This is a genomic window from Variovorax sp. AB1(2024) (assembly GCF_037482385.2).
Classification (GTDB): Bacteria; Pseudomonadota; Gammaproteobacteria; order Burkholderiales; family Burkholderiaceae_C; genus Variovorax.
The window spans coordinates 5,155,479-5,170,236 of the sequence record NZ_JBBHKP020000001.1 but is presented as its reverse complement, the minus strand read 5'-3'; the positions used below and the strand labels follow the sequence as shown (position 1 = coordinate 5,170,236).

11 protein-coding genes are annotated in these 14,758 nt (G+C 68.3%); 7 read left to right on the top strand and 4 right to left on the bottom strand.

Going from position 1 to position 14,758, the window contains the following annotated elements; all coding sequences use genetic code 11:
• Positions 1–16: 16 nt before the first annotated feature.
• Both WIX39_RS24195 and WIX39_RS24190 read right to left on the bottom strand, forming a co-directional pair.
• A complete protein-coding gene (locus tag WIX39_RS24195) occupies positions 17–1,249 on the bottom strand; it encodes a CaiB/BaiF CoA transferase family protein (RefSeq protein ID WP_106937178.1) in 1,233 nt (410 codons plus the stop codon).
• 27 nt (positions 1,250–1,276) lie between these two features.
• Complete coding sequence (locus tag WIX39_RS24190) at positions 1,277–2,944, bottom strand: GMC family oxidoreductase (RefSeq protein WP_409196049.1); 1,668 nt, start codon at positions 2,942–2,944, stop codon at positions 1,277–1,279.
• A gap of 303 nt (positions 2,945–3,247) precedes the next feature.
• Here WIX39_RS24190 and WIX39_RS24185 point away from each other — a divergent pair, with 303 nt between their 5' ends.
• From WIX39_RS24185 to WIX39_RS24175, 3 genes are all read left to right on the top strand, one after another.
• Positions 3,248–3,883, top strand: a complete 636-nt coding sequence (locus WIX39_RS24185) for a TetR/AcrR family transcriptional regulator (RefSeq protein WP_106937180.1) — start codon at positions 3,248–3,250, stop codon at positions 3,881–3,883.
• Between the two features lie 77 nt (positions 3,884–3,960).
• A complete protein-coding gene (locus WIX39_RS24180; RefSeq protein WP_409196048.1) occupies positions 3,961–4,779 on the top strand; it encodes a class I SAM-dependent methyltransferase in 819 nt (272 codons plus the stop codon).
• Between the two features lie 83 nt (positions 4,780–4,862).
• Positions 4,863–5,495, top strand: coding sequence for a DUF938 domain-containing protein (locus WIX39_RS24175; protein ID WP_409196047.1), 633 nt, complete (start codon positions 4,863–4,865; stop codon positions 5,493–5,495).
• 65 nt (positions 5,496–5,560) lie between these two features.
• On the opposite strand, the gene WIX39_RS24170 is transcribed toward WIX39_RS24175, so the two are convergent.
• A complete protein-coding gene (locus WIX39_RS24170; protein WP_409196046.1) occupies positions 5,561–7,690 on the bottom strand; it encodes a putative bifunctional diguanylate cyclase/phosphodiesterase in 2,130 nt (709 codons plus the stop codon).
• Between the two features lie 217 nt (positions 7,691–7,907).
• Here WIX39_RS24170 and WIX39_RS24165 point away from each other — a divergent pair, with 217 nt between their 5' ends.
• The 4 genes from WIX39_RS24165 (at position 7,908) to WIX39_RS24150 (ending at position 11,616) form a co-directional block, all read left to right on the top strand.
• Positions 7,908–8,951, top strand: coding sequence for an SAM-dependent methyltransferase (locus WIX39_RS24165; RefSeq protein ID WP_409196045.1), 1,044 nt, complete (start codon positions 7,908–7,910; stop codon positions 8,949–8,951).
• A 121-nt stretch (positions 8,952–9,072) separates the two neighbouring features.
• Positions 9,073–9,873, top strand: coding sequence for a DUF1295 domain-containing protein (locus WIX39_RS24160; RefSeq protein WP_409196044.1), 801 nt, complete (start codon positions 9,073–9,075; stop codon positions 9,871–9,873).
• Between the two features lie 5 nt (positions 9,874–9,878).
• Entirely contained in the window at positions 9,879–10,535 is a 657-nt protein-coding gene (locus WIX39_RS24155; protein WP_409196043.1) for a DUF6134 family protein, read from the top strand.
• A 76-nt stretch (positions 10,536–10,611) separates the two neighbouring features.
• Positions 10,612–11,616, top strand: coding sequence for an alpha/beta fold hydrolase (locus WIX39_RS24150; protein ID WP_409196042.1), 1,005 nt, complete (start codon positions 10,612–10,614; stop codon positions 11,614–11,616).
• A 33-nt stretch (positions 11,617–11,649) separates the two neighbouring features.
• Here WIX39_RS24150 and WIX39_RS24145 read toward each other — a convergent pair whose 3' ends face one another.
• On the bottom strand, positions 11,650–14,757 hold the full coding sequence (locus tag WIX39_RS24145; RefSeq protein WP_409196041.1) for an autotransporter outer membrane beta-barrel domain-containing protein: 3,108 nt from the start codon (positions 14,755–14,757) through the stop codon (positions 11,650–11,652).
• Position 14,758: the final 1 nt, after the last annotated feature.

Below are 14,758 nucleotides of genomic sequence, written 5' to 3'. Positions count from 1 at the left end.
AGATGGGACGGATGGTTCAAGCGGCGGCGTCGAGCTCTGCGCTGCCGGCCGCGGGTGCGTAGTCGCCGGTGCGCGACATCAGTTGCGCGAGGATGCTTTCGCGGTGTTCGTCCAGGCCCGGAGCGCGCAAGGGCGTCTGCACGTCGATGTCGGCAAACGCGCTCATCTTGATGGGGTTGCCGGCTGTACGGATGGGCTTCTTTCCCGCGCCTTCGACTTGAACAATCATGTTGCGCGCCAGGAGCTGCGGATGGTCGAACAGCTTGTCGATGGTGTTGATTGGCGCGCACGGAACGCCGGCTTCGTTGAGCCGCGCGATCCAATGGGCAATCGGCTCGTTTCGTGTGATGTCTTCGATGGCCTGGACCAGCGCCGGACGATTCCGGCAGCGCAGGTCATTGGTGAAGAACCGCACGTCCAACGCCAGCTGGGGGCTCTCCAGCGCATCAGCCATCAGCATGAAGAGCTGGTCATTGCCTGCGGCGATGACGAAGCGTCCATCCTTGGCGGCGAAAGTCTCGAACGGCGCGAGGGACGGGTGGCAGTCGCCGGTCCGCATCGGAACTTTCTTTTCCACGTCGAAACGAGCGAGCGCGGTTTCCATGAGCGCGGCCTGGCAATCGAGCATGCCGATGTCCACTCGGGTGCCCTGGGCGTCGCGTGTGCGCTTGTAGAGCGCCGAAACGATTCCGATGGCTGCGAAGAGCGCCGCGCTGAGGTCACCGAAACTTGTGCCGACCCGTGCCGGAGGGGCGTCCGGCCATCCGGTCAGGCTCATCACGCCGCCCATGGCCTGCACGACCATGTCGTAGCCGGGAAGGTCGCTGAACGGGCCGGTATGCCCGAAGCCTGAGATGGAAGCGTAGACGAGATGAGGGTGGGTGCGGGCCAGGCGTTCCGCGCCGTAGCCGAGCCGGTCCAGCACGCCCGGGCGGAAGTTCTCCACCAGTACGTCGGCCTCGGACAACATGCGCTCGAGCAGGTCGCGGTCGCGTGGGCTCTTGATGTCCAGCGCGATACTTTCCTTGCCCCGGTTGAAGCACATGAAGTAGGCCGATTCGTGGTCCACGAAGGGGCCGAACGCTCGGGTGTCGTCGCCGGTCGCGATGCGCTCGATCTTGATGACGCGCGCTCCGAGATCCGCCAGCACCATCGTGCAGTAGGGTCCGGCAAGTACGCGCGAGAAGTCCAGGACGGTGATTCCGTCCAGCGGCCCTTTCTTGGGGGGCGAGCCCGGGGTGGTATCCATGGCGGATGTCTCCTCTTTGGGGGTAAGTCAGATGCCAGCGAGAATCCAGCGCGCCGCCTTCTCGGCGATCATGAGCGTCGGGCTGTTGGTGTTGCCGCTGGTGATGGTCGGCATGACACCGGCGTCGACGACCCGCAGGTTCTTGACGCCGTGGACATGCAGATGGCTGTCGACGACCGAGAGTCGGTCGCGAGCAGGGCCCATGGCTGTGGTCCCGACCGGGTGGAAGATGGTCGTTCCGATGTCCCCTGCCAGGCGGGCGAGCTGCTCGTCCGTTTCATATTGAGGGCCGGGCTTGTACTCGACAGGCTTGTAGGGAGCCATGGCTTGCTGGGCCGCGATGCGCCGCGTCACGCGCAATGAGTCCGCTGCGACTTGCCTGTCTTCCGAGGTGCTCAGGTAGTTCGGCGCAATGCGCGGAGCCTTGTCGAAGTCGGGGCTCGAAATGGAGACTTGCCCGCGGCTGGTCGGATTCAGGTTGCAGACGCTCGCCGTGATCGCCGGGAAGGTGTGCAGCGGCTGGCCGAACGCTTCCAGGCTCAAGGGCTGAACGTGGTACTGGATGTTCGGGTGAACGTACAACGGGCTGCTGCGAGTGAAGATCCCGAGCTGCGACGGGGCCATGCTCATCGGGCCGCTGCGCTTGAGAAGGTACTCCAGGCCGATTCCCGCCTTGCCCCGCAACGTAGCGGCCTGGGTGTTCAGGGTCTTGGCTCCCTTCACCTTGTAGACCGATCGGATCTGCAGATGGTCCTGGAGGTTGGCTCCGACGCCCGGCAGGTGTTTGACCACGGAAATCTGCAGTTGGCGCAGGGTGCTCTCGTCGCCGATGCCTGAGAGCTGCAAGAGCTGTGGGGAGCCGATCGCACCGCAACTCAAGATGACTTCGCCGCTGGCATGGACTGCCTGGCGGTGGCCGTTCATCACCAGTTCGACGCCATGGCAGGCAGGCTGGCCGTCGGCGGATTCTTCGAGCAGGAGCCGGCTGGCTTGCGCGCCAGTCCACACGGTGAGATTTGCGCGGCTCTTGCGAACGGGCTTCAGGAAGGCCTTTGATGCATTCCAGCGCCATCCGCTGCGTTGATTCACCTCGAAGTAGCTGACGCCATCGTTGTCGCCGCTGTTGAAGTCATCCGTGGCAGGGATTCCAGCCTGCCTGGCCGCGTCGGCGAAGGCATCGAGTACTTCCCACTTGAGGCGTTGCTTCTCGACGCGCCATTCGCCGCCGGACCCATGCAGCGACTTGAAGACAGCGCCGTGCCCATTCAATGCTGCCGCGTTCCGGGCGTCCAGGCGGTAGTGGTCTTCGTGCGCCCTGAAGTCTTGCAGGCAGTTTTCCCACCGCCATGCGTCGTCGGCGGTGACGTTGGCCCAATGCTCGTAGTCCCGGGCCTGTCCGCGCATGTAGATCATGCCGTTGATGCTGGAACACCCGCCCAAGGTCTTGCCTCGTGGATACAGGAGCTCACGCCCGTTCAGGCCAGGTGAGGCTTCGGTGCGGAAGCGCCAATCGGTTCGCGGGTTGTCTATGCAGTAGAGGTACCCGACCGGGATATGAATCCACGGATAGCTGTCAGGTCCGCCCGACTCGATGAGGAGGACTTTCCTTGCCGGGTCGGCGCTCAGACGGTTGGCCAGCAGGCAACCAGCTGTTCCTGCACCAACCACGATGAAGTCGAAGGAAGGGGGCGTCACGGATGAACTCCTTGTGCGGCCAGCGGTGTGAGGCGTCTCATTAAATAGACCGATCGTCTTTTAAAGGGTCAAAAAAAAAGGCCTTGGGCTTGCGCAGTGACAGCTGCCAGGCTCGGCGGCAGGACCTGCACTTGCCAAGAGCTGGCTGCCTTCTCGCCGACAGCGAACAAATATTAGACCGATTGCCTAATTAAATGATTAGGGTTTGTTCGGTGTCTCCATGCTTCGACGACGCGCCCCATGCCCAGGTGTCCCGAGGAAACACTCTGGACATATTGATCCGATCGGTCTAATACTCGCAGGATGCATTCACTCGCCGCACTCCCTCGCAGAAGAGGGCGGCCGCCAAAGGCGGCCGGTGAGCACCGGGAAACTCGCGAGCAACTGCTCCGAGCTGGGGTGGCCGCACTCACCGAGAAAGGCTTCTCCGCAACCGGCATCGATGAAGTGCTGACGGCTGTGGGCGTTCCCAAGGGCTCGTTCTATCACTTCTTCGCGAGCAAGGAAGCCTACGGCGCGGAGCTCATCAGGCTCTACGCCGACTACTTTGTTCGCAAGCTCGACCTGGCTTTGCTCGACACGAGCTTGACGCCACTTCAGCGCATCGATGCTTTTTGCAAGGAAGCCGAACAGGGGATGGGCCGGTTCGACTTCAAGCGGGGCTGCCTCATCGGCAACCTCGGCCAGGAGATGGGCGCGCTCCCGGAAGCATTCCGGAAGCAGCTCAGCGACGTGCTCCTCGACTGGCAGGAGAGAGTTGAACGCTGCCTCGAGGAAGCGAAGCGTCTTGGCGAGATTCCAGAAAAGGCCGACTGCGCACGGCTATCCGCCTTCTTCTGGATCGGCTGGGAAGGGGCCGTCTTGCGGGCAAAGCTCGAGCGCAAGAACGAACCCCTGCGGATATTCGCTGAGGCTTTTCAGGCGTGCGTGAAGAACTAGGATAAGTTGACGAGGCCTGCCGACACGGCCACCATGGCCCAGCACCGCCACAGCCGTGGCTTGCAAGGAGCCATCCCATGACCGAAACCGACAAGCTATTCGCGGGCTCGATCCCCAAGCTCTACGACACGCTCATGGTCCCCTTGATCTTCGAGGCCTACGCCGCCGACACGGCCGAGTTGGTGGCCGGCTTCTCGCCCGGCGCGATCCTCGAAACAGCCGCCGGCAGTGGCGTGGTCACGCGAGCGCTAGCGCCCAGGCTGGCACCCGGCACGCGCTATGTGGTGACGGACCTCAACCAGCCCATGCTCGACTACGCCGCCAGCCGGCAAGCCGCCGATGGCCGCATCAACATCGAATGGCAACAGGCCGACGCGCTCGAGCTGCCATTCGAAGACGCTTCGTTCGATGTCGTCTGCTGCCAGTTCGGCGCGATGTTCTTCCCCGACCGCGCCGCCGGCTATGCCGAGGCGCGCCGCGTGCTGAGGCCGGGCGGGCGCTTCGTCTTCAGCGTGTGGGACCGCATCGAGGAGAACGCCTTTGCCGATGAGGTCACCAAGGCCATGGCCGAGCTGTTCCCGCAAGACCCTCCGCGATTCCTGGCGCGCACGCCGCACGGCTATCACGACGTTGCGCTGATCCGCGAAGACCTGCGCCGCGCCGGCTTTGTCAGCATCCATATCGACACGCGCGAGAAGCAGAGCCGCTCGCCCTCGGCGCGCGACGTGGCCACTGCCTATTGCCAGGGAACGCCGCTGCGCAACGAGATCGAGTCGCGCGATGCCGGTTCGCTGGAGCGCGCCACGGACCAGGCGGCGCAGGCCATTGCGAGCCGTCATGGAGAAGGCCCGGTGGCCGGCAAGATCCAGGCGCATGTGATCGTGGCGGCGGGGTAGTTGAGGGCGGGCTGGCCGGGCGGGGCCGACTGCGGGTACAAACCGAGGTTCCCGTTCTCACCTGCCTGCTTGTTCTTCCTCCAATGTCCAGCCTTCCTCACAGCCCTTCCGCCGACCGCAACAAACAGCCGATCCTCGATGCGTTGACCGCCATCCTTGGCGAAGAGGGCGCCGCACTGGAGATCGCGTCCGGCACGGGCCAGCATGCGGTCTGGTTCGCGGCGGCGATGCGCAAGTGGAGCTGGCAGCCCACCGACGTCGACGCGCGCATGCTGCCCGCGATGGCAAGCCGTATCGCGGAGGCCGCGCTGCCCAATCTGCATGCGCCGCTTCTCCTCGACGTGATGGCATCCCGATGGCCATCGGAGGGTTCCGCGATTGCCGCAGGGCAGGCAGACAAGCAGTTCGACGCGATCTTCTGCGCGAACATGCTGCACATCTCGCCCTGGGCCACATGCGCCGCGCTGATGCAGGGAGCCGCACGGCATCTGCGTCCTGGCGGGGTGCTCGTCACCTACGGACCCTATTTCGAAGCAGGCGTGCCGGCGGCGCCGGGCAACATCGCGTTCGACGAAGACCTGCGCGCACGCGATCCCGACTGGGGCATTCGTCGCCTGGACGACGTGGCCGCGCAGGCGCAGCAGGCCGGGCTTGCGTTGCGCCAGCGGCATGCGATGCCTGCGAACAATCTGCTGCTGGTTTTCGGGCTTCGGTGAAGGCTGTGCATGCAGCACCCGAGGCGTTTACCTGAAGGCTTGAGCTGCCTCGCAGCGAGTACGACCTAGGCCGCCTCCGCGTACCGGCTCGAATACCAATCCAGCAAATCCCCCGCGGGCAGCGGACGCGAAAACAGAAAGCCCTGCAGCTCGTCGCATCCCATCGCGATCAGTATGTCGCGCTGGGCCTCGTTCTCCACGCCTTCGGCTACCACGCTCAGGCCCAGCGCGTGGGCCAGGCGGATGACGGCGTCGATCACGGCCCTGGCGTCTTCCTTGGTCTGCAGGTCCTGCACGAAGCTGCGGTCGATCTTGACCTGGCGCGCGGGCAGTTTGCGCAGGTGGCTCAGGCTTGAATAGCCGGTGCCGAAGTCGTCGATCGACAGGAACACGCCGACCCGCGCCAGCCCTTCGAAGGTGCGCTGCGTGGCCTTGATGTCTTCCATGGCAACGGATTCCGTGATCTCGCACAGCAGCAGCGTGGCCGGCACGTCGTGGCGCAGCAGCGCCCGTTCGACGCGCGCGACGAAGTCGACCTCGCGCAGCTGCATGACCGACAGGTTCACGGCCACGCACATGCGCGTGCCCTGGGCCTGCCATTGCGCGATCTGCCGGCAGGCCTCGTCGAGGATCCAGTCGCCCAGGTGCACGATGAGGCCGAAGCGCTCGGCCAGTCCGATGAATTCGGTCGGGCCGATCAGGCCGTGCTGCGGATGGTTCCACCGCACCAGCGCTTCCACGCCGCTGATGCCGTGGCCGGTGCCGTTGATCTTGGGCTGGTAGTAAAGCTCGAACTGCTTGAGCTCCACCGCGCGGCGCAGGTCGCTCTGCAGCTGCAGTTGCTTGGCGGCATCGGCGCCCATGTGCGACTCGAACATCACGTAGTTGCCGCCGCCCGCGCGCTTGGCCTCGTACATGGCCGCGTCGGCGTTGGCCACCAGCTTGTCGGGCTCGCCCTGTTCCGGGTGCAGCACGATGCCGATGGAGCATGCGATCTGCAGCTGCTTGCCCTGCACGTTGAAAGGCTCGCCGAGCGCGCGCAGCACGCGGTTGGCGGCTTCCGCGCATTCGGCCCGGTCGCGCACGCCTTCGAGCAGCAGCAGGAACTCGTCGCCGCCGATGCGGGCCACGGTGTCGCCTTCCCGGGTGGTGCGGGCCAGCCGCTCGGCGGCTACGCAAAGGATGCGGTCGCCGGCCGAGTGGCCGAAGGAGTCGTTGATGGGCTTGAACCCGTCGAGGTCGACAAACAGAACCGCAATGCGCTCTTCGACCTGCAGCTGGTTGGCGCGGTTCATGCGCGCCAGGGCGTGGCGCAGCCGGTCTTCGAACAGCACGCGGTTGGGCAGCCCGGTCAGCGCGTCGGTGAAGGCGCGCTTCTGCAGTTCCTGGTTGGCCTGGGTGAGTTCGGCATTGGCCTCTTCGAGCGACCGCGACAGGCGCCTGGCGACCAGCTGCAGCCGCGATTCCAGTATGGAAGTGAAGAGCGTGCCCAGCAGCAGCAACCCCGAGGCCAGCCCGACGATGGCGGTGAGCCCGGTGCCGCCCAGCTGGCCGGCGCTGAGGCAGACCGAATCGGCCGGGAAGCTGGCTGCTGCCATGCCGGTGTAGTGCATGCCGCAGATCGCGATGCCCATGACCACCGAGGCCAGGAACTGGAAGGCCACCCGGTGGTTGCTGTGGGCATTGCCCAGGTACTTGAAGATGAACAGCGCCGCGGCCGAGGCGCCCAGGCCGATCAGCAGCGACAGCAGCACGGTCGGCGCATGCCAGACGATGGGCGGCGCCATGTCGAGCGCGGCCATGCCGATGTAGTGCATGCCGCAGATGCCGACGGCCATTGCCAGCGAGGCCACGGCGATGCGTCGCAGTCCGTAGTCGGCCTTGCTGGCCACCCACAGCGCGACGCCCGACGCCATGACGCCGGCCACCCACGAGGCCAGGGTCAGCCCGCCGGAGAAGCCGAGCGAGATGGGCAGCGAAAAACCCAGCATGCCCACGAAGTGCATCGACCAGATGCCCGTGCCCATGGCCAGCGAGCCCAGCGCCCACCACAGCAGGTACGGCCGTCCGCTGGCGTGCCGCACGCGGCGCGACAGGTCGAGGGCCACGTAGGAAGCAAGGGTCGCGAGTAGCAGGGACGCGGCGACGGCCCACAGGTTGTGCTGCGACGGAAGAAAGGCGGGGAGGTTGTTCACGGTGACGGTGCAAAAGCCGCGCGAGGGCGCCTGGCGAGCACCGCGCCGGCGCTCATGTCCTCAGGCAGAAGCCGGCCATCGCGGATGAGTCTGCCACAGTTTTTCCGGCGGCCGCCTTACCATGCGATCAGGAAAAACGGGTGCATCCAGTCGCCGCTTGGCTGCGTACGGGTGTCAGTGGCACGCATTCCGGCGTGCCTTCAGCCGAGGAAAAGTCATGCCGCAGGACATCGCATTCGCCATCCGCTGGGTCGAAAAGGGCCTGGTGCCTGACCCGGTGGTTCGCCGGGGCATTCGCAGGTTGCTGAAAGACCGGCTCGCGGAGCTGCATTCGGGCAACGCGCTGGCGGTGGCGGAGCTGACGCAGGATTTTGTCGCCCGCATGGGCGCGGCCAACCTGGCGCCGCTGCCCGAAAAAGCCAACGAGCAGCACTACGAGGTTCCGGCCGCCTTCTTCGGCGAAGTGCTGGGAAACCACCGCAAGTACAGCAGCTGCTACTGGCCCGAGGGCACCCGCACGCTGGAAGAGGCCGAATCCGCAGCGCTGGCCGCCACCTGCGAGCGGGCCGGCCTGGCCGACGGGCAGGACGTGCTGGAGCTGGGCTGCGGCTGGGGCTCGCTCACGCTCTGGATGGCCGAGCACTACCCGGGCAGCCGCATCACGGCGCTGTCCAACTCCAATTCCCAGCGCGAATACATCGAGGCGGAGGCGGCGCGCCGCGGCCTGGGCAACGTGCGGGTGCTCACGCGCGACATCAACGTGTTCGACACCGACGAGCGCTTCGACCGCGTGGTGTCGGTCGAGATGTTCGAGCACCTGCGCAACTGGCCGCAGGCCTTTGCCAACGTGGCGCGCTGGCTCCGGCCGGGCGGGCGCTTCTTCATGCACGTGTTCGCACACAAGGAAGCGCCGTACCCCTTCGAGGTGCGCGACCCCAGCGACTGGATGAGCAAGTATTTCTTCTCCGGCGGCATGATGCCCAGCGACGACCTGGCGCTGCACTGCCAGGACGACCTGCGCCTGCTGCGCCGCTGGCGCTGGGAAGGCAGCCACTACCAGCGCACGGCCGAGGCCTGGCTGCGCAACATGGACGCGCGCCGCGACACGCTGCGCCCGCTGTTCCAGGCCACCTACGGCGCCGAGGCCAACGTGTGGTGGACGCGCTGGCGGCTGTTCTTCATGTCGGTGGCGGAGCTGTTCGGCTTCGACCAAGGCCAGCGCTGGTGGGTGAGCCACTATCTGTTCGAGCGACGCACATGAGGCTCGCCCCCAGGCTTCGCGCACTTCGTGTCGCTTCTCCTTCCCCCTGCCGGGGGCGCCGCCTGTGGCCCGGCGGAGCCGGTTCCACGGCGTCTCTTGAATCTTCGAGGGCGGTTGCGTCATGAGCGGCATGGTGTCAATTGCATTCGCCGGTTTGGCCCTGACGGCGTCTCTGGGCTTCCTGACATGGGTGGCCAGCCTGGTGCGGCATGACGTCAGCCTGATCGACCGGATCTGGTCGGTCTGCATCGTGGGGGCGGGCATCGTCTATTTCCTGCTGCTGCCGGTGCAGACGGTGCGCGGGCTGTGCATGGCGGTGCTGGGCGCGGCGTGGGCGGTGCGGCTTTGCCTGTATGTCACCTGGCGCAACTGGGGCCACGGCGAAGACCGGCGCTACCAGGCGATCCGCGCGCGCAACCAGCCGAACTTCGGCTTCAAGAGCCTGTACCTGGTGTTCGCGCTGCAGGCGGTGCTGGCCTGGATCGTTTCGGCGCCGTTCCTGCCGGGCATGGCGGCGGCGCGGCCGCTGGGCGCGCTCGATGCGCTGGGCATCTTGCTGGCGCTGTTCGGCATCTTCTTCGAGGCGATCGGCGACGCGCAGATGGCGCGCTTCAAGGCCGACCCGAAGAACAAGGGCCAGGTGATGGACCGCGGCCTGTGGCGCTACACGCGCCATCCCAACTACTTCGGCGAAGTGTGCGTCTGGTGGGGCCTGTGGCTGCTGGCACTTGGCGGCGCGGGGTGGAGCGGGGCATGGAGCGTGGTGTCGCCGCTGCTCATGACCTGGCTGCTGCTGAAGGTCTCGGGCGTGAGCATGCTCGAAAGCGACATCGGCGAGCGCCGCCCGGCGTATCGCGACTACATCGCGCGCACCAACGCCTTCCTGCCGGGGCCGGTGCGCGGAAACCACAAGGCGCCGTGAGCAACATGACGAAGAAGCACTGGCTCTGCGCGCTGGCCGCATTGGCCGCGCTGTCGAACGGGGCGGCCACCGCCTCGGCCGCCGGCCCGTCGGGCGGCGAATGGGATTTCCGCGTGCTGCTGGACGACTCGCCCATCGGCGAGCACCGCTTTGCGCTGGCCACCAACGGCGGCGAGCGCAAGCTGGTGAGCGACGCGCGCTTCGCGGTCAAGCTGCTGGGCGTGACGGTGTACCGCTACCGGCACGAGGCCACCGAGCTGTGGCGCGGCGACTGCCTGCACCGGCTCACCTCCAAGACCGACGACGACGGCACGCCCGAGAAGGTCAACGCCGAGCCTGCGGGCGAGAACGCGCTGGCCGTCGCCACACCCAAGGGCACGCAGTCGGTCGACGGCTGCGTCATGAGCTTCGCCTACTGGAACCCCGCGATCCGCACGCAGGCCAGGCTGCTGAACGCGCAGAGCGGCAAGCTGGAGCAGGTGCGCATCAGCAAGGCCGGCAGCGGCACGGTGGAGGTGCGCGGCCAGCCGGTGGAGGCCACGCGCTGGCGCATTGCGACCGACGCGCAGCCGATCGACGTCTGGTATTCGCAGCAGGGCGAATGGCTGGGGCTGGATTCCACGGTCAGCGGCAACCGCAAGCTCAGCTACCGGCTGAAGTAGCGGGGGCTGTGGCGGTGCCCGCCCGGCGGTGGCACCATCTGCCGCAGTGAAGCCCTCGTTGAAACGTATGTCGTCGATGCGCATCGTCCTGGCTGGCGCGGCTTGCCTCGCCTTCGCCGTGCTGGCGGGGGTGGTGTACGAGCAGCTCGGCCGCTACCGCGCAATGCGCGACTTTCCCCCGCCCGGCAGGATGATCGACGTCGGCGGCGGGCGGCGCATTCAGCTCGACTGCCGCGGCAGCGGCTCGCCCACCGTGGTGTTCGAGGCGGGCCTGAGCATCGACGGCTCGCTGAGCTGGGCGCCGGTGCAGCCGCAGGTGGCCGCCCACACGCGCGCCTGCTCGTACAGCCGCGCGGGGCTGATGTGGAGCGACCCTTCGGACGCGCCCTACAGCGCCAGGCAGGTCGCGCAAGACCTGCACACGGCACTGGCCCGCGCGGGCGAGCGGGGGCCGTACGTGCTGGTGGGCCAGTCGATGGGCGGGCTCTACGCCATGAACTTCACGCAGCACTTCGGCGACGAGGTGGCGGGGCTGGTGCTGGTCGATCCCTCGCACCCGGACCAGGTGGCGCGGGTGGCGGCCTTCATGGTTGAAACGCGGTCGCTGCAGTCGCGCATCGGCGTGGCGCTGGCGTGGTCGGGCTTGCTGCGGGCGGCGGCCTCGGCGCTGCTCTCGCAGGCGCCGCACCAGACGGCGCACGACGCGCAGGCGGTTCGCGCCTTTGCCCCCAAGTCGATGCCCACCCAGCTGATGGAAGGCGATGCGATGGACGACACGCTTGCCGAGACGCGCGGCTTCAGGAGCCTGGGCAACCGCCCGCTGGTGGTGCTGACGGCGATGGCGCCCTACACCGAAGCCGAGCTGCGCGGCATGAAGATCACGCCCGCCCAGGGCACGCAGGTGCAGGCCATATGGAAGCAGATGCACGCGGAAATGGCCGGCTGGTCTTCGCGCAGCGTGCACCGGCTGCTGCCGAATGCGGGGCACGACATCCAGTTCGACGACCCGCAGGCGGTGATCGACGCGGTGCTGTCGGTCGTCACCACCGTGCGGTCCGACCAGGGGGCCGCGCCGCACTGAAGCGCGGCGCTCCTGCCTGGCCTACCTGCCTGCCTACCAGCGGATCTTCACGCCCACGCTGCCGTTGATGCCGCTGCGCACACGGGTGTCGCCACCCGAAGACCACAGCTTGCCGAGCTCCGCATAGAGGCTCGTGCTCTGCGTGAGCTGCAGCGTGGCGCCGGTCGCCAGCTCGCTGCTGGTGCCGCCGGTGCGCGTGGCGATGGGGGTGCTGCCGGCCGGGCCGATGAAGTTCGCCACGTCGGTGCCGCTGCTGCTGCGGTACACGTTCACGCGGACATAGGGCTGCAGCCGGCCGGCGGACGTGTCGATCTCGCCCTTGAGCCGCACGCCCGCACGCGCGAGCCAGCCGTCGTGGTTGTTCTGCTGCACCAGCGCGCCGCTGATGCCGGTGTCACCCAGGTCGAGCCGCTGGCGCACCAGCTGCACCTGCGGCTCGATGACCCAGCCGTCCGCGATGGCGAACGACTGGCCCACTTCCACGGACGCCAGCAGGCTGTTGCCCTTGCCGCTGCTCGAGAAGCCCAGCGTGGGCGAAGCGGTGTAGCGGTGGCGCCCGGCCTGCAGCACGCCGTCCACGTACAGGCCGCTGTCGTTCTTCCAGGTGGCATAGGCGCCCAGGTACTCGCTGCGCAGGTTGTTGGTGCCGGCCGCTGCGTTCTGCAGTCCGCCGACGAAGCCGTTCACGCGCATGTCGCCCTCGAGCTGGCCGACGTACACGCCCACGCGCCAGTTCGGGTCGGCCCACAGGTCGGTGCCGGCCTGGAAGCCCGTGAGGCGCCCGCTGCTGTTGGGGCTGACCGTGCCGCTCTGGCCGATGGTGCGGTCGGTGCTGATGACGCGGCCCCAGGCCTGCCGGTAGCCCATCTCGGGCGTGGCGGTGTTGGTGCCCGAAAGGCCGGTGCCGGTGTCGTCACCCACGCGCTGGTGCAGGTTGGACAGCATCGCGAGGTTGGACTGGCGCAACTGCTCCGGCAGCGCCGCGTACAGCGGTACTTCGGCGCGGTAGGTGGGTACGAGCACGCCACCCCCAGTGCCACCTCCGGTGCCGCCGCCCGTGCTGCCGGTTCCGCCGCCCGTGACGGGCGCGCCCGTGACCGGATCGACGGTCATGGTCGAGCGCAGATACCAGTTCTCGCCCGCGCCGCTGGCGTCGGCCGCGTACAGGCGGTACTGGTAGGCGCCGGCGTCGACATGGCCGCCCGCGAGGTTGAAGGCGCTCTTGGTGGTCTGCGCGGTGGTCGTCGCGCCGTTCACGGCGCTGATCACCTCGATGCCGTTGCCGCTGGTGAGCGCGCCCAGGCCGCCCAGGTTGGTGATCTGCACGTTGGTGGTGCCGCTGGCAATGGCGGTGCTGCCGCTGAGGATCAGCCGGTCGGTCGCGCTGCTGTTGCCGCCCAGCGCCGTGCCCAGCCGCAGCGTGCCGCCGTTGCCCACCCACGGGCCGGTGACGGTGAGCGTGGTGCCGGGCGCGCTGCCCACCAGGGAGACCGTGCCGCTGTTGGCCACCGAGGCCACCGTCTGGCTGCGGCCCGCCAGGTCCAGCGTGGCGCCCGAGCCGACCGTGAAGGCGCTGGCGCTGCTGAAGGTGTTGGCCGCGCCGGCGGCCAGCGTGCCCGCCGATACGTTGGTGCTGCCGGCGTACGTGTTGATGCCGCTCAGCGTGAGCGTGCCCGCGCCGCTCTTCACGAGGCCGCTGGCGCCCGAGATGGGGCCGGTCCAGCTCAGGTTGTTGCCGTTGGTGTTGATGGTGCCGGTGCCGCCGAGCAGCAGTGCGCTGCCCACGCTCAGGCCGTTGGCGCCGGCGATCACGCTGGCGGTGGCGCCGCTGTCGATGGCCACGGCGCCCGTCAGCGAATTGCCGGTGTTCAAGGTCAGGCTGTTGGCGCCGCCGGTGAATTCGATGGCCGAAGCGCGCGTCACGCCGTCGCCGCCCAGACCGCCCGCAATGCTGCCGCTGTTGACGATGGCGATGTTCGCGCCCGCCACGCCCACGCCGCCCACGCCGTTGGCGCCGACCGCACCGCCGTTGCTGTTGGCGCCGCCCGCGCCACCGGCGCCGCCGGTGATGCTGCCGCTGTTGGTGAGGGTTGCGCCGCTGCCGGAGGACCACACGCCGGCGCCGCCGTCGCCGCCGCCGCCCGGCGTGCCGGTGCCGCCAGCGCCGCCGCCGGCCGCACCGCCGGCGCCACCCGCGCCACCGGTGATCTGCCCGGTGTTGGTCATCAGCACGGTGCTGCCCGCGAGCGTCACGCCGTCGCCGCCGGCCCCGCCGCCGCCGCCCGAGGCGTTGGGGCGCGGCGTCGCCAGTTCGGAGCCGCCGGCGCCGCCCACGCCGCCGGCGATGGTGCCGGTGTTGCCGAACGTGAGCCCCGGCGTGGTGGCGTTCAGGTAGAAGCCGACGCCGCCGCTGCCGCCGCCGCCGGCCTGCGAGAACGCACTGCCGCCCGCGCCGCCTGCACCACCCGTCGACGAGCCGGTGGCCGTGTAGCTGCCCAGCGGGCCGTTGAGGATGGAGCCGTAGCCGCCCGCGCCGCCGCCGCCGGCCGCCCAGTAACCGTTGCCGCCCGCGCCGCCGTTGCCGCCGGTGTAGCTGTTGGACGTGGTGCCGACGTTGTTGCCGATCGTCGCGCCCTGGAAGCCGCCGCCGCCGCCCCCGCCGTAGCCGTTTCCGTTGTTGGCGTCGCCTGTCTGGGCCTGGCCGGCGCCGCCGTCCGCCCCCTGTATCACGCCGGGGCTGACGACCGTGCTGCCGCTGCCCGCCGCGCCGCCCGCGCCCGCCGTGCCACCGCCGGGGAAGTTGGTGGTGCTGGCGGCCGAGCCGGCCGTGACGCCGGAGGGCGTCGACGAGCCGCCGGTGCCCCCGGTCGCGTTGATCGTGGTGTCGTTCAGGCCGCCGTTGCCGCCGCTGCCGTTGCTGCCGCCGGAGCCGGCGTTCAGCGTCGGGTCGCCGACGGGCTGGCCGCCAGTGCCGCCCGCGGCCAGCACCGGCCCCGCTCCGAGGAGCAGTGCGGCGGCCACGGCCACGGCGCGCAGGTCGCCGCCCTTGGCGGACGACCGTGAATGGCCGAGCGAAGTTTCAGGCGCGGCCACCCAGGTACCGAGCGTTGGATTCCAGAGGGTGCGGAAAATCTTGTTCATG